26 protein-coding genes are annotated in these 21,235 nt (G+C 37.3%); 21 read left to right on the top strand and 5 right to left on the bottom strand.

Annotated elements, in window-relative coordinates:
- Positions 1-272 precede the first annotated feature (272 nt).
- The 8 genes from cyoE to FHY45_RS02325 all read left to right on the top strand — a co-directional run bounded on the left by cyoE (position 273) and on the right by FHY45_RS02325 (position 7,516).
- Positions 273-1,235: a heme o synthase gene (gene cyoE, locus FHY45_RS02360; protein ID WP_175354215.1), complete on the top strand. Its 963-nt coding sequence runs from the start codon at positions 273-275 to the stop codon at positions 1,233-1,235.
- 90 nt (positions 1,236-1,325) lie between these two features.
- Complete coding sequence (coxB, locus tag FHY45_RS02355) at positions 1,326-2,393, top strand: cytochrome c oxidase subunit II (RefSeq protein ID WP_066100788.1); 1,068 nt, start codon at positions 1,326-1,328, stop codon at positions 2,391-2,393.
- Positions 2,394-2,426: 33 nt separating this feature from the next.
- The gene (gene ctaD, locus FHY45_RS02350) at positions 2,427-4,307 is read left to right on the top strand and encodes a cytochrome c oxidase subunit I (RefSeq protein ID WP_066100787.1); all 1,881 of its coding nucleotides are present in this window, start codon (positions 2,427-2,429) and stop codon (positions 4,305-4,307) included.
- Entirely contained in the window at positions 4,307-4,939 is a 633-nt protein-coding gene (locus FHY45_RS02345) for a cytochrome (ubi)quinol oxidase subunit III (RefSeq protein ID WP_066100784.1), read from the top strand. The genes ctaD and FHY45_RS02345 overlap by 1 nt, the downstream gene beginning before the upstream one ends.
- Positions 4,940-4,945: 6 nt before the next feature.
- Positions 4,946-5,278 (top strand): cytochrome c oxidase subunit IVB, encoded by a 333-nt coding sequence (gene ctaF, locus FHY45_RS02340; RefSeq protein ID WP_066100781.1) that lies wholly within the window; start codon positions 4,946-4,948, stop codon positions 5,276-5,278.
- A 122-nt stretch (positions 5,279-5,400) separates the two neighbouring features.
- Positions 5,401-6,282, top strand: coding sequence for a cytochrome c oxidase assembly factor CtaG (gene ctaG / locus FHY45_RS02335; RefSeq protein WP_066100778.1), 882 nt, complete (start codon positions 5,401-5,403; stop codon positions 6,280-6,282).
- A gap of 108 nt (positions 6,283-6,390) precedes the next feature.
- Entirely contained in the window at positions 6,391-6,858 is a 468-nt protein-coding gene (locus FHY45_RS02330; protein WP_066100775.1) for a DUF420 domain-containing protein, read from the top strand.
- A gap of 160 nt (positions 6,859-7,018) precedes the next feature.
- Entirely contained in the window at positions 7,019-7,516 is a 498-nt protein-coding gene (locus FHY45_RS02325; protein ID WP_139891308.1) for a hypothetical protein, read from the top strand.
- A 43-nt stretch (positions 7,517-7,559) separates the two neighbouring features.
- On the opposite strand, the gene FHY45_RS02320 is transcribed toward FHY45_RS02325, so the two are convergent.
- Positions 7,560-7,925, bottom strand: coding sequence for a YugN family protein (locus tag FHY45_RS02320; protein WP_066100769.1), 366 nt, complete (start codon positions 7,923-7,925; stop codon positions 7,560-7,562).
- Between the two features lie 273 nt (positions 7,926-8,198).
- On the opposite strand from FHY45_RS02320, the gene FHY45_RS02315 reads away from it, so the two are divergent.
- From FHY45_RS02315 to FHY45_RS02295, 5 genes are all read left to right on the top strand, one after another.
- Positions 8,199-9,263: a CAP domain-containing protein gene (locus tag FHY45_RS02315; protein WP_139063788.1), complete on the top strand. Its 1,065-nt coding sequence runs from the start codon at positions 8,199-8,201 to the stop codon at positions 9,261-9,263.
- 177 nt (positions 9,264-9,440) lie between these two features.
- Complete coding sequence (gene ylbD, locus FHY45_RS02310) at positions 9,441-9,842, top strand: spore coat protein YlbD (protein ID WP_139891307.1); 402 nt, start codon at positions 9,441-9,443, stop codon at positions 9,840-9,842.
- 18 nt (positions 9,843-9,860) lie between these two features.
- A complete protein-coding gene (locus tag FHY45_RS02305; protein WP_066100764.1) occupies positions 9,861-10,100 on the top strand; it encodes a YlbE-like family protein in 240 nt (79 codons plus the stop codon).
- Between the two features lie 189 nt (positions 10,101-10,289).
- Positions 10,290-10,727 carry a YlbF/YmcA family competence regulator gene (locus FHY45_RS02300; protein ID WP_066100761.1) on the top strand — a complete coding sequence of 146 codons (438 nt, stop codon included), beginning with the start codon at positions 10,290-10,292 and terminating at the stop codon, positions 10,725-10,727.
- 347 nt (positions 10,728-11,074) lie between these two features.
- On the top strand, positions 11,075-11,347 hold the full coding sequence (locus FHY45_RS02295) for a YlbG family protein (RefSeq protein ID WP_066100758.1): 273 nt from the start codon (positions 11,075-11,077) through the stop codon (positions 11,345-11,347).
- A gap of 33 nt (positions 11,348-11,380) precedes the next feature.
- Here FHY45_RS02295 and FHY45_RS02290 read toward each other — a convergent pair whose 3' ends face one another.
- Positions 11,381-11,770: a DUF7147 family protein gene (locus tag FHY45_RS02290; protein ID WP_066100755.1), complete on the bottom strand. Its 390-nt coding sequence runs from the start codon at positions 11,768-11,770 to the stop codon at positions 11,381-11,383.
- Positions 11,771-12,247: 477 nt separating this feature from the next.
- Here FHY45_RS02290 and rsmD point away from each other — a divergent pair, with 477 nt between their 5' ends.
- Together rsmD and coaD are read left to right on the top strand one after the other, a co-directional pair.
- The gene (gene rsmD / locus FHY45_RS02285) at positions 12,248-12,799 is read left to right on the top strand and encodes a 16S rRNA (guanine(966)-N(2))-methyltransferase RsmD (protein WP_066100754.1); all 552 of its coding nucleotides are present in this window, start codon (positions 12,248-12,250) and stop codon (positions 12,797-12,799) included.
- A 26-nt stretch (positions 12,800-12,825) separates the two neighbouring features.
- Positions 12,826-13,308, top strand: a complete 483-nt coding sequence (gene coaD, locus FHY45_RS02280) for a pantetheine-phosphate adenylyltransferase (RefSeq protein ID WP_066100752.1) — start codon at positions 12,826-12,828, stop codon at positions 13,306-13,308.
- Positions 13,309-13,371: 63 nt separating this feature from the next.
- Here coaD and ylbJ read toward each other — a convergent pair whose 3' ends face one another.
- A complete protein-coding gene (ylbJ, locus tag FHY45_RS02275; RefSeq protein ID WP_066100751.1) occupies positions 13,372-14,601 on the bottom strand; it encodes a sporulation integral membrane protein YlbJ in 1,230 nt (409 codons plus the stop codon).
- A 200-nt stretch (positions 14,602-14,801) separates the two neighbouring features.
- On the opposite strand from ylbJ, the gene FHY45_RS02270 reads away from it, so the two are divergent.
- Both FHY45_RS02270 and FHY45_RS02265 read left to right on the top strand, forming a co-directional pair.
- Positions 14,802-15,593: a patatin-like phospholipase family protein gene (locus FHY45_RS02270; RefSeq protein WP_066100748.1), complete on the top strand. Its 792-nt coding sequence runs from the start codon at positions 14,802-14,804 to the stop codon at positions 15,591-15,593.
- Positions 15,583-16,602, top strand: coding sequence for a SepM family pheromone-processing serine protease (locus FHY45_RS02265; protein ID WP_066100745.1), 1,020 nt, complete (start codon positions 15,583-15,585; stop codon positions 16,600-16,602). Before FHY45_RS02270 ends, FHY45_RS02265 begins: the two co-directional genes overlap by 11 nt.
- 60 nt (positions 16,603-16,662) lie before the next feature.
- On the opposite strand, the gene FHY45_RS02260 is transcribed toward FHY45_RS02265, so the two are convergent.
- Positions 16,663-17,874: a nucleotidyltransferase gene (locus FHY45_RS02260; protein ID WP_139891306.1), complete on the bottom strand. Its 1,212-nt coding sequence runs from the start codon at positions 17,872-17,874 to the stop codon at positions 16,663-16,665.
- Positions 17,875-18,116: 242 nt separating this feature from the next.
- On the opposite strand from FHY45_RS02260, the gene FHY45_RS02255 reads away from it, so the two are divergent.
- The 4 genes from FHY45_RS02255 (at position 18,117) to FHY45_RS21085 (ending at position 20,346) form a co-directional block, all read left to right on the top strand.
- Positions 18,117-18,650: a YceD family protein gene (locus FHY45_RS02255; protein ID WP_066100738.1), complete on the top strand. Its 534-nt coding sequence runs from the start codon at positions 18,117-18,119 to the stop codon at positions 18,648-18,650.
- A 52-nt stretch (positions 18,651-18,702) separates the two neighbouring features.
- Positions 18,703-18,876: a 50S ribosomal protein L32 gene (gene rpmF / locus FHY45_RS02250; RefSeq protein ID WP_066100735.1), complete on the top strand. Its 174-nt coding sequence runs from the start codon at positions 18,703-18,705 to the stop codon at positions 18,874-18,876.
- Positions 18,877-18,935: 59 nt separating this feature from the next.
- A complete protein-coding gene (locus FHY45_RS02245) occupies positions 18,936-19,694 on the top strand; it encodes an enoyl-CoA hydratase/isomerase family protein (RefSeq protein ID WP_139891305.1) in 759 nt (252 codons plus the stop codon).
- Positions 19,695-19,791: 97 nt separating this feature from the next.
- On the top strand, positions 19,792-20,346 hold the full coding sequence (locus FHY45_RS21085; RefSeq protein WP_139891304.1) for an RsfA family transcriptional regulator: 555 nt from the start codon (positions 19,792-19,794) through the stop codon (positions 20,344-20,346).
- A gap of 94 nt (positions 20,347-20,440) precedes the next feature.
- On the opposite strand, the gene FHY45_RS02235 is transcribed toward FHY45_RS21085, so the two are convergent.
- Positions 20,441-20,902 carry an N-acetyltransferase gene (locus FHY45_RS02235; protein ID WP_139891303.1) on the bottom strand — a complete coding sequence of 154 codons (462 nt, stop codon included), beginning with the start codon at positions 20,900-20,902 and terminating at the stop codon, positions 20,441-20,443.
- Positions 20,903-21,235: the final 333 nt, after the last annotated feature.

The following is a 21,235-nucleotide window of genomic DNA, read 5'->3' as shown; positions in this document are numbered from 1 at the left end:
TTAGAAATAGAGAGGGGATTTAATTGGTTAAATAAGGTTTTCATACTTTCAATGTTACAAAAATATATTTACAGGATAAAATTACCACTATATAATGATTAGGTCACACTTATGACAAAAAATGGACAAATTATTTTCACAATAGAAGTGTAATCTGTGTTTAAATATATATTAGGCAAATTTTTCTATATAAATATCACTGTTATAATTTGTGAATATATCGCTTGAAACTAAAAGTTTGGAAATCTACTATTCAGATAGGAGGTAACAGCATGAAACCTAAACCGGCATCGCAGACCTCGTATGAAAACCAGAAGGGACTAGACGTGGAGAAGGATATGAACAGTACAGCATTTAAGGACTTTTTGGTATTAGTAAAGGTAGGCATCGTCAATTCAAATTTAATCACTGTTTTTGCAGGTATTTGGCTCGGTCTTTATTTTACTGACCAGAGTTTCCTAGGGAATCTTGATCTCGTTCTATATGGTGTTATAGGGTCAGCACTGATCATAGCTGGCGCTGGCAGCTTAAACAATTACATAGACCGGGATATCGACGTGTTTATGTCTCGTACAAAGAAGCGTCCGACAGTTACTGGGAAGGTGAACCCTATAAAAGTGTTGTATATGGGCCTGGCACTGGTGGTAACTGGATTATTGATTCTATTAATGGCTACTCCAATGGCAGCTTTTATGGGGTTACTTGGGGTATTGGCCTATGTATTGCTGTATACAATGTGGTCAAAAAGACGGTTTGTCTCAAATACTGTTATCGGCAGTTTTTCTGGTGCTATACCGCCACTAATTGGGTGGGCCGCCGTTGACCCAGGATTACATCCGATTGCCTGGGGATTATTTCTATTAATGTTTGTGTGGCAGCCTCCACATTTCTACGCATTGGCTATGAAGCGGACGGAGGAATACAGAGCGGCTGGAATTCCTATGCTGCCTGTAGTAAAAGGATTTAAAGAAACTAAGATTCATATGCTTATATGGGTAGCTTTATTGTTTCCAATTCCATTTATACTGAAACCAATCGGGGTTTCTTTTGTAGTTTTGGCAACAATTTTAAATATAGGTTGGCTTATATTAACTTTAAAGGGATTCTCATTAAAAAAGGAGTTTTCCAAAGAAGAAGATTTAAAGTGGGCCAATAAGATGTTCATTTATTCATTAAACTATATGACTATTTCTTTTGTGGCAATGGTCATTGTTTCTTTAATTAATCGTTTTTAACATTGGGGGTTCTTTCTTAAAGAAATTCAATATATAAGATGTTCCTTTGGAAAGAAGAAATTTTTTACGAAAGAGGGGTAATTATTTGCTATGAAAAAATGGCGCATTGCATCCTTAATTGCTGTTTTGATGCTAATACTTTCGGGTTGTGGAAAGCCGTATCTATCAGCATTGGATCCAGCAGGTGAGGTAGCGAAGAAACAGTATGATTTAATGATACTCAGTACTGCCATTATGGTATTGGTAATCATTGTTGTTGTTATTCTTTTTGTACTTGCAATTTTAAAATTTCGTCGTAAAAAGGGAGATAATACAATCCCTAAGCAAATTGAGGGTAACCACAAATTAGAAATACTTTGGACGGTTATCCCGATTGTTTTATTAATCATCCTTGCAGTTCCAACGATTTATTATACATTTGATTTTGCAGATGTATCTGCCAAGGATGAAAAGGATAAGGATGGGAATCCTACAGCCTTAACTGTAAATGTAAGGGCTAATTATTACTGGTGGGAGTTTGAATATCCTGGCGAAGGTATCATGACAGGGCAAGAACTTGTTGTTCCAACTGATGAAAAGGTTTACTTTAATTTAACAGCGTCAGATGTAAAGCATTCCTTCTGGATTCCTTCAGCTGGGGGTAAGCTTGATACGAACACAGAGGGAGAAAATAGCTTCTGGCTTGAGTTTGATGATGGAAAAAGTGAAGAAGCCGGCAGGATTTTTTATGGAAAATGTGCTGAATTATGTGGGGCTTCCCATGCATTAATGGATTTCAAAGTGAAAGCTTTGCCAAGGGATGAATTTGACCAATGGGTAGCCAGCATGAAAGAAACAAAGCACACGGAAGTAAAACTTACTGATGCAACAGCAAGTGAAGGCCAGGAAATTTTCAATAAAAGCTGTATCGGATGTCATGCGATCGATTCCAATGATCAGCGACCGGAGCAGGCTCGATTAGCACCTAATCTATCAAATTTTGCTGATCGTGAAGTAGTAGCGGGTTATTTGGAAAATAATGAAGAAAATGTGAAGAAGTGGCTTAAGGATCCGGAGTCAGTTAAAGAAGGAAACAAAATGACTGACACTTACGGAGAGCTTTCTGATTCACAAATCGATGCGCTTACTAAGTACCTGGAAACCTTATCGCAAAAATAAGAGTTTGCTAGTTTTCAAAGGGGAGGTTAAAACGTGAGTACTATTGCTCAAAAAAAGGGGTTTCTTAGTGTCATTTGGGATTATTTAACGACTGTTGACCATAAGAAAATTGCCAAGCTCTATATCTTTGCAGGTGGATTTTTCTTCTTGCTGGGTGGGCTTGAGGCAATGTTTATAAGAATTCAGCTTGTAAAGCCAGAAAATGATTTTATCAGTGGTGGAATGTTTAACCAAATTATTACCATGCATGGAACAACCATGATTTTCCTTGCCGCCATGCCTTTATTGCTTGGATTTATGAATGCGATTATGCCGCTGCAAATCGGGGCTAGAGACGTAGCATTTCCATTTTTAAATTCATTAGGTTTTTGGTTGTTTTTCTTTGGAGGAGTCTTTTTAAACTTATCCTGGTTTATGGGCGGAGCGCCTGATGCCGGATGGACATCTTATGCAACTCTATCATTGGCTTCTGAAGGTCACGGTATAGATTTTTACATACTTGGACTTCAGATATCAGGTATGGGCTCGTTAATAGGGGGAATTAACTTCCTGGCCACAATTATTAATATGAGAGCACCTGGAATGACGTTTATGCGTATGCCGCTTTTCACGTGGACAACATTTGTGGCATCTGCCTTAATTCTATTTGCTTTCCCGCCGCTTACAGTTGGTTTGACACTAATGATGTTTGACCGTATGTTTGGTTCCAGTTTCTTTGTAACGGCTTTGGGTGGAAATACAATTATTTGGGAACATTTATTCTGGATCTTTGGACATCCGGAAGTATATATTTTGGTTCTTCCGGCATTCGGAATATTCTCTGAAATTATTCCAACATTCTCGAGAAAGAGATTATTTGGATACTCATCTATGGTCTTTGCAACCATTTTAATCGGTTTCCTAGGATTCATGGTATGGGCTCACCATATGTTTACGGTTGGTCTTGGGCCAGTCGCAAATGCGATATTCGCAGTAGCAACAATGGCGATAGCTGTTCCGACTGGTATAAAGATCTTCAACTGGATTTTCACGATGTGGGGTGGTCAGATTACGTTTACGACCCCTATGTTATACGCCGTTGCATTTATTCCATCTTTTGTAATGGGTGGAGTAACGGGAATTATGAATGCTGCAGCTCCGGCTGACTATCAGTATCATGATAGCTATTTCGTTGTTGCCCATTTCCACTATGTTATCGTCGGTGGAGTAGTTCTGGCCTTGTTGGCAGGTACACATTTTTACTGGCCAAAAATATTCGGTACAGTATTGAATGAATTCATGGGTAAAATCACATTCTGGTTATTCCTAATCGGATTCCATTTAACATTCTTTGTTCAACATTTCCTAGGATTAATGGGAATGCCTAGACGTGTTTTCACTTATTTGGACGGACAGGGATGGGATAATGGCAACTTAATATCTACTGTCGGTGCATTCATGATGGCTGTAGCAGTCATTATATTATTGGTTAATATCGTAGTTACTTCAGTTAAAAATGTTAAAGTCGGTAATGACCCATGGCAAGATGGACGTACACTTGAGTGGGCAATTTCTTCACCGGCTCCTGAATACAACTTTGAAAGATTACCATTAGTAAGAGGATATGATGCATGGTGGCTTGAAAAAATGGAAGGTAGAAATGCGATGACACCGGCTGAACCTCTTGGTGATATCCATATGCCTAACAATTCAATTCTTCCTGTTATTATTTCTTTTGGATTGTTTGTTGCTGCATTTGGAGCACTTTATAATGCAACGGATAAAGAATGGACAGTCCCGGTAATGGTGATTGGTTTGTTGATTACCTTTATAGCTATGCTCATCCGTTCCGTTAAAGATGATCATGGGTATCATATCCATAAAGAAGATTTGGTATCTTCTAATGCTAAAAGTGATAAGGGGGTTGAGGTGTAATGAATGCAGGGCAAAAATTCACACCAGAAACATGGCCATCTCACCCTGAGAAACATACAGATGACGGAAAGCATAAATTTTTAGGTTTTTGGCTTTTCCTCGCTGCAGAGACAGTGCTTTTTGCTTCATTATTTGCAACATACTTAGCTCTGAAAGATAGTGTACCGCCTAATAAGGAAATGACTCTAGCCAAAGATTTATTTGATATGCCGCTGGCGTTTATTGCTACTATGCTGCTGTTAACCAGCTCATTAACAAGTGTTTATGCGATGTATCATATGAGAAACTACGATTTTAAACAAATGCAGTTTTGGCTGTTAATCACTGTTTTATTAGGGGCTGCTTTCCTGGGCTTAGAAATCTATGAATTTAATCATTATGTGCATGAATATCATCACACATTTACAGGTTCTGCATTTGGATCCGCCTTCTACACATTAGTCGGCTTCCATGGTGCCCATGTAACCTTTGGACTATTGTGGATTATTACGTTAATGCTCCGTAATTCGAAACGTGGCTTAAATCTGTATAATGCTCCGAAATTTTATGTTGCGAGCCTATACTGGCATTTTATCGACGTTGTATGGGTATTCATTTTTACAGTCGTTTACTTAATGGGAATGGTGGGGTGATGATAAATGGAAAATCAACCTAAAACACATCTTAGTAAAGAAGCTCTTAAATATAGACGTAAGAAAAATGCGGAAGATATGAAGATGCAGGTTATTACATTTATTATGATGATCTTTCTAACCTTAATTGCGTTCTTTGCAGTAGGTTATGATGGATTTTCCAAGTGGTTCGTTTTACCATTCATCTTGTTGCTTGCGGTAATCCAAGTCATTTTTCAGCTCTATTATTTCATGCATATGAATAAAGAAGGTCATGGAACGATGGCAGGATTTATGTATACCGGGTTACTGATCGGTGTGACTACTATCCTTGCATTTGTATTAATTGTGTGGATTTAAGATGGAATCGGCTTAACTTGTTAAGCCGATTTTTTTTAGAAACTAAAACTATATGATTTCTGGGTTATTTGATATTTTCTTGTGAATTTCTGGGCAGGAAAACTAATTATGAGGTGAGATAAATGGAATTAGATATATTTGGATTTAGGGCCCTATGGAGTCCTTACCTGTTCCTCGTGACACTATTGATCATAGCCTTCTATTTTTATATCACCTATTTTAAAGCAGGTGACCAATTTAAAAAGAAAGAAGCTGTATACTTCTCGATAGCTATGATTCTTTTATACATGATAAAGGGGTCGCCAATAGATTTATTGGGACATCTTTCTTTTACGGTTCATATGGTTCAAATGGCTTTTTTATTTTTAGTTATTCCACCATTTTTTCTATTGGGATTGCCGGATTGGTTACTAAAAAAGTTCGTATTTAAAAAATGGTTTTTAATGATTACACAACCATTAATAACATTGATTTTCTTTAATGGACTGTTTTCTTTTTACCATGTTCCGTCAATTTTTGATATCGTCAAAGTCAATATGTTGCTTCATGGGCTTTTCACAGTGGTATTGTTTATTTCCTCGCTGTTCATGTGGTGGCATCTAGTTAATAAAATCGAAGAAAGCCAGCGATTATCAGGATTAAAGAAAATTGGCTATATCTTTGCCAATGGTATATTAATTACACCGGCCTGTGCGCTTATCATCTTTTCTAAAGATCCCATGTATGCAACCTATGCAGATCCAGCTGTATGGATGGAGGCGATGAAATTGTGTGTTCCTGCCGGTACCTTATCCACTTTGGACTTAAGCAGTCCTCAAATGTTTATAAATATGCCGGCTGTTGAAGATCAGCAAACAGGCGGTGTAATTATGAAAATAATTCAAGAAATAGTATATGGAATTATCCTGGCTACAACTTTCTTCACTTGGTTTAAAGAAGATACCAAACATGCGGATGCAGAAACAAAACGTTTTATGGAGGCAAATCCGCATTTAGGGAACTAATTAATAATAGTGAAACTTTAGTGAATACTGTAAAATAATTTGAGTTTTCAAATTTAGTATTTTACAATTATAGAGTTAACAGAATAAGTAAAGTGAGGTTCCACCATTATGAGCAGTTCATTACCAGTCCTGCCTACGATCAGCACGGCTTGTATCGTAATCAGCGCAATCCTTGTAGGCTTTGGAGTATGGCAAGTAAAAAAAGGGAATATAAAGGTCCACGAAAAATTAATGTTTTGGGCAGCTGTTTTTGCAGTTGTGTTCTTCATTATTTATGCAAGCAGAACGTTATTTATAGGGAACACGGCATTTGGAGGACCTGAATCAATAAAAATTTACTATACAATCTTTTTAATCTCACATATTACATTGGCTACAATAGGAGCCGTAATGGGGATTATCAGTCTGTATTATGGTTTTAAAGGGAAGATTGAGAAACATCGAAAAATCGCTCCGCCTACAAGCGTCATTTGGATGGTGAACGCGGTTGCTGGTGTCACTGTATATTTATTGCTTTATGTAATATACGAAGGTGGTAAAACAACAAGTGTATTTAAAGCGATTATTGGTTCATAAAAAATAAAAGTTGCATAGGTAAAACGGGTCGTCTCATAGAATTAGAGATGACCTTTTTTCGTTTCTTTCTTTTACATGGCGGCTTAGGAATGGATTTTGTCAGGACTGGCTGATGTTTATCATAGGCTTTATTTAGAGGCAATTAATCGGAGGTGCGGTAATGAAACAAATTAGGACTAATCGCATTCTTATCTTTCCTTGTTCCATCTCATTGGCTAAGTCCCTTATTTTGTACCCGTATGATTTCAAAATGGTATCGCCGGTAATTGTTCCTGAATCTTTCCCATCTGATCGCGTAAAATGTATACTCCCTCTTTTAATAGAATTATATGAATTGGAAGGTGGGGATGTAGGTTGGTGGATCTGTTTTATTATTGATTTGCAAAGCCAAAAATTCATTGGAGAATTGGAGTTGGAGGGAGAAGGTGAAAAATTAACCTTTTCCTTAAGCTTTACAGATGCTCAGACAGAAAAAGAGTTTGTTTCTGAAGTTATGGAGGGTTTTTTCTATTATATTCATAAAATAGGGATTGCCCAAATGATCCAAACAGAAATAGCAGATAAACGTTTTTATTATAAGGAAACCTTAAAAAAGTATGGATTTAAAGCAGTGGGAGTGGAGGGGGATTATTGTTTAATGAGAAAAAAAATAAAATAAGCCTGCGGAGATCATACAATCTGCAGGCTTATTTAATAATCCTTTATTCCACTTCTACAAATATATCCAGTTCAGCTTTAACTGCCGCAAGAACTGTCTCGCATTGTTTTTGAAGAGATGTAGGAAAATGCTCTGTTTCACCATATTCAACACCATGTGGATAATAGTGTTTACCTAGGACTGGTGTCATGAGTTGGATAGTTGCCCGATGTGCACCTACGTCACCTTCAACCGCATAGCCAAAGACACGTAAATAAAAAGTGCCATCCCTTAATTCATATTTCTTATCGTAGGATACGCGTTCGTAATCCCATTGTTCGGCTCTGACTAAACCGTTTTCACTCATAACCTCATCTAGCCTGTTAAGGTTAACTTGGTATTTTTCAAGTCCTGTATTTTCAAATCTCATCTTATTTCCTCCTATCCCCTTTTAGAAAATGCTTTGTTCGGTATGAAACAAGTTTTGGAAATTCTCAATTTTAATTTTAGTATTATTTTACCTTATCTGCAATAAATTGTTCTTTTATAGAGGCAGAAAGGTAAATTCGTTCATTTTGCTATCCAATATGTTTATATTATACTTATTTTTCATTGTTTACATTTAAGTGATAGGTTTGTTTGAATTCTAATGGTATAATAAAAAAATATAAAGTAAGAATGACAGGAGGGACCACCTCTGAAATTGGTCTTTAGGGTTTTCTTTAGTTTAATTTTAATCACCATCTTCGGCATCTATGTAACGGTTAAAGATGATGTCAAAGAAAATACAGCTATCATTGATCAAAATTCCGTTAATGAAAATACAATGGAAACTTCGGATAAGATTAAAGAATTAACAGATAACGAATCCAGACCTGAACAGGGTGTATCTAAATGGATTGGTAAAACCAGTAATCAGTTACTGGATGAATATGGGGAGCCAGACCGTATTGATCCTTCAGCTTATGGATATAACTGGTGGATCTATAATGATACATTAAGTAAGTATATACAATTTGGCGTAAACGAAAAAGATAAAAAAATTGTAACCCTATACAGTTCAGCAGAAGATATTAATTTATATCCATTCTTTATTGATCAAACAGTGGAGTCCTTGTATAAGGAATTGAATATGAATAGTTATATAGAACTGAATTGGAAAGGCACTGAATATCGTTTCGAGTTGTCGGAAGAAGATCTTCATTATCGCCCTCTAATAAAGTTTGGCGATATGTATGCTCAGGTTTATTTGGATAAAATTCTCGGTCAGGTATCAGGTGTGAGGTTTATGGATGCAAAGACATTGATTATGCATAAGCCATATGAGCTGACATACCGTGGAGAATTGGATGAACCTGAAGAGTTAACGGATGAAGAATGGAAGCTGGTTGAAGAAGGAAGTCAGCAGCAAATTCTTGATTTGACAAATATCATACGAACACGTTTTGACTTAGGTACCCTTGAATTTGATGAAAAAATTTCAGCTGTGGCATTTAAACATAGCGAAGACATGATGGTGAATGAGTATTTCGATCATGTATCACCCGATGATAAAGATGTTGGTGATCGTTTGAAGGAAGGCGGTGTTTCTTACTACTCAGCTGGCGAAAACATAGCTGCTCAGTATACAGATGCAATTGCGGCTGTTGAAGGATGGTTAAATAGTAAAGGGCACAGAGATATAATGTTAAATGAAGATTTTACGCGCCTTGGTGTGGGAGTATATAAAAGATACTATACTCAAAACTTTGTTGCGTTATCTGATTAAATGATACAAAAAAGAGCACTGAAGGAAAGTATTTCTCCTCAGTGCTCTTTTTTGTGTGTAAATATTATTTGTATAAAGGAAATCTATGTGCGGAGTTCTTTGGAAATATGCATCACTTTTCTATATATCGAAACATATACTACCCTAGGCGTATGTCATGTGGTGAGGTGAAATTAAATGGATGATTCCAAATTGCATCCTTCTGTTCAGGATTTTAAGCTTTTTCTTAAGAGTAATCCGAAAATCGTAAAAGATGTAAGAATGGGTAAGAAAACATGGCAGGAAATTTATGAAGATTGGTCTTTGCTGGGTGATCAGGATGAAGTGTGGAATGAATATAAAGAGGAAAAAAAGGAAAAGGATGAGACTGAAAAAACAGATAAGGGCGAGTTTATTTCGCAGCTTTTAAATCAACTTAAAAAAATGGACCCTGATCAAATTCAAAAACAAATTGGGAATTTTAGTCAGGTTTTAGGAGTGGTTCAGGGAGTCATCTCTCAATTTCAATCTTCCGGACAATCAGAAAGTGCACCACCTTCCGTCCAGAATAATCATCCTTTCAAATTTCGGCAAGATTAGCTAGGTAGGAGTGAGAGCTTGAGACAAGATATCTATGAATTAATTGAGGCAGATGAAGATTTACTGAGTTTTTTGAGGCAACAACCAATCTGGTACAGACGTTTGTGCAGAAATCCACAGGATTTTTCGAAATTTGATACTGAAGCTAAGTACTTTTTTAAAAAAACGATTCCGGATCGTGTTCATCAGCTTTCAAACAGCGTTCAAATGGCTTCTATGATGGTTTCGATGTTTCAGTCAATGAATACTGGTGAATAACGGTTCCTAAAAAAATGAGGACGTTCTGTAAGAGTAGATGAAGTAAGGGGTGTTTGGCAGCGAATTACTTCTTCTACTTACCAAAGTAATAGGGGACAAGCCATATATCTTTTATAGGTGGATAATATTTCTAAGTTATAGCATCCTTGGATATTACATGGTATGATAAAGTTGGAGGTGAGTATTTTCATGCTTGCTACTATTGAAACGGTTGAAATCATTGACCATGCTGAACAATTGGCTAAAGATATAATGAACTCAGATATAGCTAAGCAATACTTTTTAAGTTTAACTCAGATGTATAAGGATAAAACGGCCCAGAAAAAAATTCAAGCGTTTAATTCTTTAAAGGACGCTTACGAAGAAGTACAGCGTTTCGGAAGATACCATCCGGATTATCGTACTGTCTCTAAAGCAATTCGTGAGGCTAAAAGAGAAATGGACCTTCATCCATCTGTTATTGAATATAAACAGGCTGAAACAAACTTACAGCAATTACTTGATGAAATTAGTATGCTGATTGGTCATTCAGTATCCCCTCATATAAAAGTCCCGACAGGAAATCCGTTTTTTGAATCATCCTGTAGCGGAGGCTGTGGCAGCGGAGGAAGCTGTGGATGTTCCTGATAGGAACGAGAAAAAAAGGCAATCCCAGAACAAATGGGGTTGCCTTTTGGTATATGCCGAAATTAGATTTTGTAGCAACTAATACAAACGTTGAGGTTGTATGATAAACCTATCCGATTCTCCATAGGAAAGTGGGATCGATATCTTTTCTATTATGCAGTTTCATTTAAAGTACTCCTATCATTTTTGATATAAACTCTGATAGTGCAGACCTATCCAAGGAGATAATCGAGTTAGTTGCAATCTCTAGATTTATTCACTAATTCTGCATAGCATTTCTAAATATTGATACATCTTTTAGTAATATGGTACACTAAATATAAATTGCATCCTAAAGGGGTATGTATATGTTTGTAGAAAGGCAAAGCCTGATTGTTTGGCTGCATAGTCTAAAACAAGTGAAAACTCTGCGTAAAACAGGCAATCTGCATTATGTTTCCCGCAAATTAAAATATGCCGTATTATATGTAAATATGGACGAAATAGAAGCAGTTTCAGAAAAATTATCTTCCTATGCTTTTGTCAAAAAAGTTGAATTTTCTCAAAAACCTTTTATTAAAACTGAATTTGAGAGTAAAAAGCATGAAAAAGAAAAGGAAGAATATAGAATAGGCATTTAAAGAAAACCGGATCCTAATGGGTCCGGTTTTTCTTTATTGCCATGGGGGTAAAAAACGGTTCATGCGCAGGATACCTATTAAATACTGATAATAAAGGTCAGGGTCAGCAAAAGTAGATGAATGCCTAACTTCCAACGATATAATTTCTTTACCTTGCTCCTTGGCTGCTTGGTCAAAAAGTTCATAACGCTTGCTTGGCTTATTAACTAAAACAGGTATTCCTTCTCTGCAAATATAAAGTGGGATGAAGTCGCCATAGCTTGATTTTTTCATAACCAATACAAACGACATGACTTTGCCGCTAGGTCCCTCTGACTGTAAGCATAAAAAATAATTGATTCGATATTGATTAGCCTTTGCTAATTCCAATAGCTCATAAAGGTCAGAATATCCGGGGCCTAGTTCTATAAAACGTTGATTCATTCTTGTTTTTCCTCCTGTAAATCGGATATTGATAAGTGTATCATAATCCGGTCTAGTTCATCAGGAATATAAATGTATCCCAATAAAGTGTTCGAATCAACTGTTCTATTAATCAAATTAGTTATTTTTGAAACTGTCCACCTTGTTCACTGTGGAAAAAATGGGTGTCGGTTGATCTGTAGTTAATTCACCTAAAAGAAAAGCCCTGGCACACATAGGCACCAGGGCTTCCTTCTACGCGCTTTTACAAACGCAGAAGGCAAAGGGAGAGGAGAAACCGGAGGAAGAACTTATGGGGAAACGTAAGTCTTCTCCGCGGTTGGCAACAACACCTCTGAAGATGTTGTTGTTAGTAGTATGACCAAATCAACCTGAACTATTCACTGATCGCAGAAATTTGATTTCTATTTGTGAAATCAAGATTTTGTGGTAGGATATTTTAGAAAGTTGAATACATATGAAATTTGGTGACAGATTATGCGAGTCATTTCAGGTACTTGTAAAGGAAGGCCATTAAAGGCTGTTCCAGGCATGACAACCCGGCCAACAACGGACAAAGTAAAAGAATCTTTATTTAATATTGTAGGACCATATTTTGAAGGTGGAGCGGTTCTGGATTTATTTTCAGGAAGCGGATCCCTTGGGCTTGAAGCCTTGAGCAGAGGAATGGAAAAAGGAGTTTTTGTTGATAAGGACTCAAAAGCTATTCAAATTATTAAAACGAATATCAGTTCATGTAAATTCGAAAGTCAATCCGAGGTACATAGGAGTGATGCTTTAAGATCATTAAAAGCTCTTGGAAAGAGAAAAGCTCAATTTGACCTCATTTTTATGGATCCTCCCTATAAAATAGCTAATATGATACCTGTTCTTATTGAAGAAATCGAAAGTGCTGAATTATTGGCAGAAGACGGTATGATAATATGCGAACATGGAGAAGAATTAACGTTGCCTGAAAAGATTGGTAATTTTACTAAGTTCCGTGTTGAAAAGTATGGCATTACGGCTGTGTCCTTTTTTGAGCGTTAAATATTTATAGAAATGGGGGGAGAATAGTGAAGAAAATAGCTGTATGTCCTGGAAGTTTTGATCCTATAACATATGGACATCTTGATATTATTCAAAGAGGAGCAAACATATTTGACGAAATATATGTCGGTGTCCTTCATAATTCTGCTAAAAAATCTCTATTTACTGTGGAGGAGAGAGTGCAAATCATTGAAGAAGCAACTGCCCATATACCAAATGTGAAAGTGGATAGCTTTCAGGGGTTGCTCGTGGATTATGCTAAGGCAAGAAATGCAAATGCAGTCATCCGAGGGTTGAGAGCCGTTTCTGACTTCGAGTATGAGATGCAAATCACCTCTATGAATCGCTTATTAAACGATCAAATTGAAACATTCTTTATCATGACAAATAATCAATATTCTTTTTTGAGCTCATCGATCGTAAAAGAAGTAGCGAAGTACGGTGGAGATGTTTCAGAGCTTGTTCCTGAATGTGTACAAAAACGGCTGAGAATAAAGATGTCTGAATAAAATGTACTCATTTATATTGCTGTTAAAAAGAAGCCAATCCTACTTAAATTAGGGATTGGCTTTTTATATGGATTTCCTATACTGTATGTATAATAAAAGGGTGTAGCCAGCCAAAGAAAGAATAGTAATCAATGCACCGTAATTAAGGAAGAAACTGAAGATAGTGCTGGATAATCCCTGCGTTTCCATTGAAAAAACAAATTCGGTGATTGATGTATTTTCAGAAGTAGATAATCGCAGATATACAGGTTTCCACAAAATCAATGTAAGTATCGCAGCAAAAAATGTATGGATGAGGCGTGCAAGAAAGAATGGTTTAAAGCGTATATCCGTTTCGGCTAAGATGCTGGCAACTTGAGCTTGTATACTGAATCCTCCAAATGCGAGTAAAGCACTGACTATGATTGCTTGTGTCAATAGTGTTGCACCGCCAGCTTGGCTTGTTAATTGCGATCCCAACGTGATTTCAAATAACCCCGAAATAAAAGGGATGCTTAAAGTAGATGGCAGATGAAGCGTGTGGAACAGGCTGCTGAAAATGGATGCAAAGAAGCTGGTAATATGTAAGTGAAACAATAGCTTGTTGATCACGGAAAAAATAATGATAAATCCTCCAATCATCAAAAGGGTTTGTATGGAGGAATTAACTGCGTCTCCTAATATTTTTCCAAATGGCCGCTGGTCATTTAGACGGGTACGGTGCATACTTTTTAAAGCTGTCATGATTGGGAAAATACTTGTATCTTTTTTACTGCGGTTAAGATTTTTTTTCTCTTCATTTCTCCCGTAAAACCTCATTACTAAACCGACGAAAATATTCGCTGCATAATGAGTTAATCCTAAAAGTATTCCAAGTTTAGCATTATTAAAAAAACCGATAGATACAGCACCGAAAATAAATAATGGATTCGATGAGCTGGTAAACGACACTAACCGTTCAGCTTCTATTCTGGATAGCTGACCTTCATCTCTCAGCCTAGCTGTTAGTTTTGCTCCAGAAGGATTACCGGATGCAAGTCCCATTGCCCATACAAATCCTCCTACTCCTGGTACCTTAAACAATGGACGCATTAGTGGCTCTAAAAAGACACCCAGTAGTTTTACGACACCAAATGCAATCAACATTTCTGCAATAATTAAAAAAGGCAATAAGGAAGGAAAGACAATTTCAAGCCATATATTCAACCCTCGAACAGAGGCTTCGAAGGCTTCCTGTGGCATCAAGATCAATGCAGCTGCCATAATAACTGCAATTAACGCAAAAAGCATTGATTTTAAGATTGATTTATCCAATTTATATCCCTTCCCTTATTAAATTTAAGCGTGGTAAATAATCTGGTGCTAAAATATATTTAGTAAAATCAAAAGAAGTTTTGTATATAGCTGGGTTGTCCCCAATAACAAAATATACTCAAAGTAAAATAATTTAGAACTAAGACTCCTATTAAGGGAACATGCCTTAAATCAGTACGGATAAAGGAGAGTCAAAAGAAATGGAACCTAAAATTGGATTAGCGCTTGGCTCTGGTGGTGCAAGGGGATTTGCACATATTGGTTTATTAAAAGTGCTAAATAGTGAAGGTATAAATATCGACTGCATAGCCGGGAGCAGTATGGGAGCTTTAATAGGCAGTTTTTATGCAAGTGGATCAGATTTAGAACTGCTGCAAAAAGTTTCGTTGCAATTTAAAAGAAAATACTTTATGGATCTGACTGTACCCAGATTAGGTTTTGTAGCCGGGAAAAAGATTGAGGAATACATTCGATTATTTACAAAAAATCAAAATATAGAGGATCTTTCAATTCCATTGGCTATAGTGGCAACGGATATAGAAAAAGGAGAGAGAGTTATTTTTACGGAAGGTCCTGTTTATGAAGCGGTAAGAGCAAGTATTTCTATACCAGGCATTTTTGTGCCCAAAAGGATTAATGGGAAATTACTTGTAGATGGAGGATTAATGGATCGGGTCCCTGTATCGGTTGTGAAAGAAATGGGAGCGGATATTGTGATTGCAAGCGATGTCTCTGCAACAAGAGGAGATACGGATATTGAATCTATATACGATGTTATTTTTAAAAGTTTAGATATACTGCAAATGGAAATTGTCAAAATGAAAGGGATTAACGCTGACGTAATGATTCAGCCTGCTGTAGAATCATTTAGTTCATTGGCATTTACAAACATTCTTGAAATTATTATGATTGGGGAGCAAGAAGCAAGAAAAAAACTGCCGGAGATTAAAGAGGCCATACAGCATTGGAAGGAGAAAAAAGATGAAGCATAAGCGTAAACTTAATATAGGCAAAATTGGGGTTGCAGTTCTATTGCTGGCATTTCTGGCTGCATTTTATAAATTGCCTTATTATGTTTCCACCCCTGGGTCGGCGGAGACATTGGAGCAATTTGTAGAGGTTGAAAATGGAAGTGAAGCAGATGGCTCTTTTATGCTGACAACGATCCGAATGGGCAGAGCGAATATTTATACATATGCATGGGCTAAAATAGCAGATTATCATAGGATTTATGAACTGGAACAAATTAGAAGTCAGGATGAAACCGATGAAGAATATACGGTTAGACAATTGAAATTGATGGATGATTCCCAAACATCCGCTATCCTGAACGGGTATAAAAAAGCAGGCTATGAAGCCAAAGTAAAAGTAGAAGGCATATATGTGCTGCAGATTGCCAAGGGTAAACCTGCAGACGGAGTATTGAAACCTGGAGATCGAATTATTAAAGTCGATGGAAGTGAAATTGAGTCAAGTGAATTTTTCATAGACTATATCTCCTCGAAAAAAGCTGGGGACCAAGTGAAATTAGAAATAAAGCGTGATAATAAAAATATTGTTAAGACACTTCAATTGGAGATGCTAGAGGAAACTGGACGAGTTGGCGTTGGCATTACCTTGGTTGAGGATCGAAGTGTTGAAACAGACCGAGATATCGAGATAAACGCAGATAGCATTGGGGGGCCTTCTGCTGGGTTAATGTTTACATTGGAGATCTTTAATCAATTAACGGAAGAGGATTACACGAAAGGGAAGAAAATAGCAGGAACAGGTACCATTTCTGATGATGGAACAGTCGGTCCTATCGGTGGTGTTGATCAGAAAATTGTAGCAGCTGATCGTGCAGATGCGGAAGTGTTTTTTGCACCCAATCAACAAGGTGCTGAGGAATCGGATTATAAAATTGCTGTAAAAACAGCAGAAGAGATTGGAACAGATATGATTATTGTTCCTGTGGACACAGTTGATGATGCACTGGATTATTTAAAAAGCATGAAATAAGAGCTGCTTGATTTAAAGCAGAAGCCATTGATTCGTACGGTGAATCAATGGCTTCGTTTTTTAATCAGTTAATACAATGGGTGACATATATTCACGTTTTTGAGCTTTCATAGAAATAGCTGAGGGAAGAGCGGCAGCATGAACAATGGCAGCCCTCTTATCAATATTTATTAAAGGATTTTTACAGGCTGCTAGGCGTGATACGATCTGATTTCCCTTTTCTTTTTTTATGCTTTTTAAATATTGCTGCCCGGCAGCTGTAAATCCCAATACGCGAATATATGGCGGAGTCAGGTCTTTTGGCATTTCATCTCTTGTGAAATTTAACAGCGTATAGGTTAGTATTCTTTGTAGCCGAGTCCAGGTATAACGCTTTGTTTTAATTAATGACATAAAATCCATGAAATTACTGGCGCGTTCAGCGGCTTCAATTAATCGATTCTCTAAGCCCTCTTTCATTTCGTAAATTTGGGCAAGAGATTCTGCGGGCGTCGTGATTAATTTAACTTTTAAAAATGGCCAATACAACTCCCAATTATGCAAAGTGCGCTGCTCTGTTAGATATGCTTTTAGATGGGCAAATGTTGTATCCGGAACAAAGGAAGAGATAGCATCCAGTTTACCGCTTTCCATTAATTCTTTCCGTATACCAGTTGCACTTGCTATTGTACCTGGCATGAGAGTTGGATCGTGATATCCGGAACCTGTTCGTTTAATGGTTACTGGCTCGATGGATAATTTATGTTTTAAAATCGCGGATACATAGTGATATCCAAGGATATTATTAGGCTGGTCTAAAGAAAGCATAGAAGGATGACGCGCTTGTAGTTCCGAAAAGGCCAGAGAGGCAGCCTTGGGGTAGCTGTATCCCTCCTTGCTATAGTGCTGTATCCATTGATCGATTTCCTTAGAATTTTCCTGAATAATTGAGTATGTATGTATAAAAGGTTCTATTTCTCCTTGCTCGCTGCCAAAACAAACAGACTGACAGCCAACTTCCTCTAATAATAGGATAGATGCTTCGGAGAAATATTCAGCCTTTTGAACAGCATGAACAAATGGAAGTTCGATGATTAGATCAATACCAGCCTTTAAGGCCATGGAAGTCCTTGTCCATTTATCCACCAGGGCTGGTTCCCCCCGCTGAAGGAAATTTCCGCTCATCACGCCTATGGTCACATCAGCATTTGTAATAGCTTTGGCTTGTTGTAAATGATATAAATGTCCATTATGAAAAGGATTATATTCTACTACAAGTCCCAGGGCATTCATATTGTACACCTCCTGATAAATGGTTGTTTTTTTTATAGTATATGATGGAGGAATCAGGAAGCAAGCATTCCCTAAACTTGCACTTGATTAATTCTGTTTTCAAAATGAAACATTTCGGGTAAAATAAATAGATAAGCGCTTAAAATTTGCATAAGGGTATCACATATGGCTGTAAAGAAAAAACATTGACAAATGAATTTACCAAAGCTATAATTACCTTTGTTGCCTTGAGGTGATATAATATGAAATGGACAATTCCACAACTGCAAAAATTTCGCGACAATGGTTTTAATGTAGATGAGACAGCAGATCTTTCTGAACTGAAAAAGGCAGATCCGCAAATTCGTGATATTTCACCAATTCGTGTATTTGGGAAAGCTGACTTGAGTTCCAATCGAGTTACTTTTCATTTGAAAATATCTGGTACATTGACATTACCATGTTCAAGAACCTTAGTTGATGTCCCATTCCCAATCGATGTTCAAACAACAGAGACATACCTTTTTAATCAATATGAAGGTATGGAGACTGAGGATGGAGAATATCATGTGGCTGAGGGTGATGTAGTGGATCTTACGCCGGTAATCAAAGAAATAATTCTCACGGAGATTCCATTGCAGGTATTCTGTGATACGGATCATCCTGTAGGTGCTGCTCCGCTAGCTGGAGATGACTGGGAATTAATCTTAGAGGACCAACAAGTTAAAAAAGTTGACCCAAGACTGGCAAAGTTGGCCCATTTTTTTGACAACAATGATGATAACAGTGAAAAATGAAAGACTACATAAGTCTTCCATAGAACCATCGTTTTTTAAGGAGGTGTAAAACATGGCTGTACCTTTCAGAAGAACTTCGAAAACTAGAAAGAGATTGCGTCGTACGCATTTCAAACTTCAAGTCCCTGGTATGGTTGAATGCCCAAACTGCGGTGAAATGAAATTATCTCACCGTATCTGTAAAGCATGTGGAACATACAAAGGAAAAGAAGTTGTAAATAAATAATCAACTCGAGAGAACACAGGGAAACCTGTGTTCTTTTTTGTTTTTAAGGGGGATTCACGGTGAAAGAAGTGATTGTGGAGAAAAAAGAAGGATATTTGCTTGTTACGCTAAACCGGCCGCATGTTAGGAACGCCATAAATTTTGAGGTTATGGATTTATTGGAAGAGTCCATCGAACAAGTGAAAACGGATGGAAATTGTAAGGCCATGGTGATCACAGGAACTGGTAATGTTTTTTGTTCGGGTGGTGATTTAAAAGTCTTTCATCTTCTTGATAATCAAAAAGATGCTTACCAAATGTTATCGCGTATGGGAGAAATTTTATATAAAATAGCTACTTTGCCGAAGCCTGTTTTTGCTTTTTTAAATGGACCGGCTGTCGGCGGTGGATTGGAACTGGCTACAGCATGTGATTTTCGATATGTAAAAAAAGGATCTTTTATGGGCTTTATTCAAATTCAGCAGGGAATTACCTCCGGTTGGGGCGGTGGAGCTCTTTTACTTGAGAGGGTGGCAGAATCCAAGGGACTGGAATGGCTGATGTCGGGGAGAAAATTTACTGAAGAAGAGGCAAGCTTGTATGGATTTGCAAATGGCGTTGTGTCAAATATAGATGAGAAAACCATAGTAGGGATTATTGAGCCTATTATTAAAAATGATATTAATGCGTTGATGGCGTATAAAAGTATGACTATCCGCAAAAAGAAAGCATCTGATTTGTATAAACGGATGCAAGAAGAGATTAAACGATGTTCAGAGTTATGGGTATTACCATTCCATATGGAGACTGTGGAACGATTTCAGAAAAAGTCTCAATAAGAAGCGATTATCATGTTAATAGAATCTTGTTTATTCTATCTTTCCTACTAGACGCATATGATTGAATATTATGAATGCTTATTGGGGGGAAGAGTGGATGACAGGTTCAAGGCAGGATGGATGGTCGCAGGATGAGGATGTATATTTGGCGGAGGTGGTATTACGTCATATCCGTGAGGGAAGCACACAATTAAAAGCATTTGAAGAGGTTGGTAAAGGGTTGTCGAGAACTCCGGCTGCATGTGGCTTTAGATGGAATTCTTATGTCCGTAAGCAATATTCGGAAGGGATAGAGCTGGCTAAAAAAGTACGTAAAGATCTTAAAAAATCGCTAGGGACTGCGGAATTGGAGGTGGAGCAGCCGCAGTGTGAGGAACAAAAAATCTCGGTCGGAATAGTCGGGGATGCTGAGCTCAATCTTTCTCTAGATACGGTTATTGCCTATTTAACCAACTTAAAGAGTAGGTTGGAAGAACGATCATTCCGCTCGCCTGAAGAATTACTGCTGGAATACTCAGAGTTAAAAAAGCACGCAGATTATTTAGTTCAAGAGAGAGATACAGTAGAAATACGATTTAAGCAGATGGAGAAGGATTACCGTGGATTGCTTGATTTACTGAATCGGGCACGTCAATTATCGGAGGAAAAATGATGATTGCTACAGGAGCATGCCTTTTTAAAAGGTGTGCTTCTATTAATGTTTGATGAAAAGAAAAAGCTTTCTCGCTGGAAAGCTTAAAGTCAATCTATTTATCATTATTAGGCTGCCAAATCAGTGGGTTCTCTCCTAAATCTCTTTCCATATCATACTCTACAGGTTCGAAGCCCTGTTTTTCCCAAAAAGTACGCGAATGGACTCTTGGGTTTGTTTTGATCGGCAGGCCAAGGTCTTTGGAGAATTGGACGAGCATGGAGCCGTATCCCTTTTTTTGATAATCCGGTAAAACTTCAAGCTTCCATATTTCGTAGTAATCCTGTGGAGGGTCAAAATATTTATCAAACCTGGCATCGATTTTATAAAGACTCATCCTGGCCACTAATTTATCCCCAAAATAGATGCCGTAAAAAGGTGATTCGCTATTATCTTCAATAAGATTTGCCTGCAGATCTTCTAGCATGGATAATTCCTGCAAACCATATTCCTTAAATTTCTTGAATTCTTCAAGCGTGCGGTAGTTAACGCGTAATTTTTCAACCTTTACACTCACTTCATAGCCCCCTTAAATGTATGTGAAAAGTTTATACTTATATTTCCATTATAGCTAAATATATAGAAAAATCATAATTTTTAGTCGTCAGGACGGCTACTGAAACACTTGTTGAATGAGGATCGGCCGAATAAGTGTGAATAAGTGTGAAATTCAGCCGAATAAGTAGGTAATCTGGCCAATCGACAAAGAAATAGAGCGGAGTTCATGATTAATCCAGCCACAAGAATGAAGTGGTTGATAAGCGATGGGTAATCCAGCCGTATAAGTTATGCTATTCCTCCAAACTACAAGGAAATAGAGCGGAAGCCATCGATAATTCAGCTAAATGAC

This window comes from Bacillus sp. D386 (assembly GCF_006346415.1).
Note: the sequence above shows the minus strand (reverse complement) of the source record. Positions and strands in the feature narration are given on the sequence as shown.

Coding starts and splice junctions, on each gene's coding strand:
- rsmD (WP_066100754.1), top strand. CDS start 12,248: ATGCGAGTCATTTCAGGTACTTGTAAAGGAAGGCCATTAAAGGCTGTT.
- FHY45_RS02345 (WP_066100784.1), top strand. CDS start 4,307: ATGAATGCAGGGCAAAAATTCACACCAGAAACATGGCCATCTCACCCT.
- FHY45_RS02320 (WP_066100769.1), bottom strand. CDS start 7,925: ATGAGATTTGAAAATACAGGACTTGAAAAATACCAAGTTAACCTTAAC.
- FHY45_RS02260 (WP_139891306.1), bottom strand. CDS start 17,874: ATGAATGCCCTGGGACTTGTAGTAGAATATAATCCTTTTCATAATGGA.
- FHY45_RS02295 (WP_066100758.1), top strand. CDS start 11,075: ATGTTTGTAGAAAGGCAAAGCCTGATTGTTTGGCTGCATAGTCTAAAA.
- FHY45_RS02330 (WP_066100775.1), top strand. CDS start 6,391: ATGAGCAGTTCATTACCAGTCCTGCCTACGATCAGCACGGCTTGTATC.
- ctaF (WP_066100781.1), top strand. CDS start 4,946: ATGGAAAATCAACCTAAAACACATCTTAGTAAAGAAGCTCTTAAATAT.
- FHY45_RS02270 (WP_066100748.1), top strand. CDS start 14,802: ATGGAACCTAAAATTGGATTAGCGCTTGGCTCTGGTGGTGCAAGGGGA.
- FHY45_RS02255 (WP_066100738.1), top strand. CDS start 18,117: ATGAAATGGACAATTCCACAACTGCAAAAATTTCGCGACAATGGTTTT.
- ctaG (WP_066100778.1), top strand. CDS start 5,401: ATGGAATTAGATATATTTGGATTTAGGGCCCTATGGAGTCCTTACCTG.
- FHY45_RS02300 (WP_066100761.1), top strand. CDS start 10,290: ATGCTTGCTACTATTGAAACGGTTGAAATCATTGACCATGCTGAACAA.
- cyoE (WP_175354215.1), top strand. CDS start 273: ATGAAACCTAAACCGGCATCGCAGACCTCGTATGAAAACCAGAAGGGA.
- FHY45_RS21085 (WP_139891304.1), top strand. CDS start 19,792: ATGACAGGTTCAAGGCAGGATGGATGGTCGCAGGATGAGGATGTATAT.
- coxB (WP_066100788.1), top strand. CDS start 1,326: ATGAAAAAATGGCGCATTGCATCCTTAATTGCTGTTTTGATGCTAATA.
- rpmF (WP_066100735.1), top strand. CDS start 18,703: ATGGCTGTACCTTTCAGAAGAACTTCGAAAACTAGAAAGAGATTGCGT.
- FHY45_RS02265 (WP_066100745.1), top strand. CDS start 15,583: ATGAAGCATAAGCGTAAACTTAATATAGGCAAAATTGGGGTTGCAGTT.
- ylbD (WP_139891307.1), top strand. CDS start 9,441: ATGGATGATTCCAAATTGCATCCTTCTGTTCAGGATTTTAAGCTTTTT.
- FHY45_RS02325 (WP_139891308.1), top strand. CDS start 7,019: ATGAAACAAATTAGGACTAATCGCATTCTTATCTTTCCTTGTTCCATC.
- FHY45_RS02290 (WP_066100755.1), bottom strand. CDS start 11,770: ATGAATCAACGTTTTATAGAACTAGGCCCCGGATATTCTGACCTTTAT.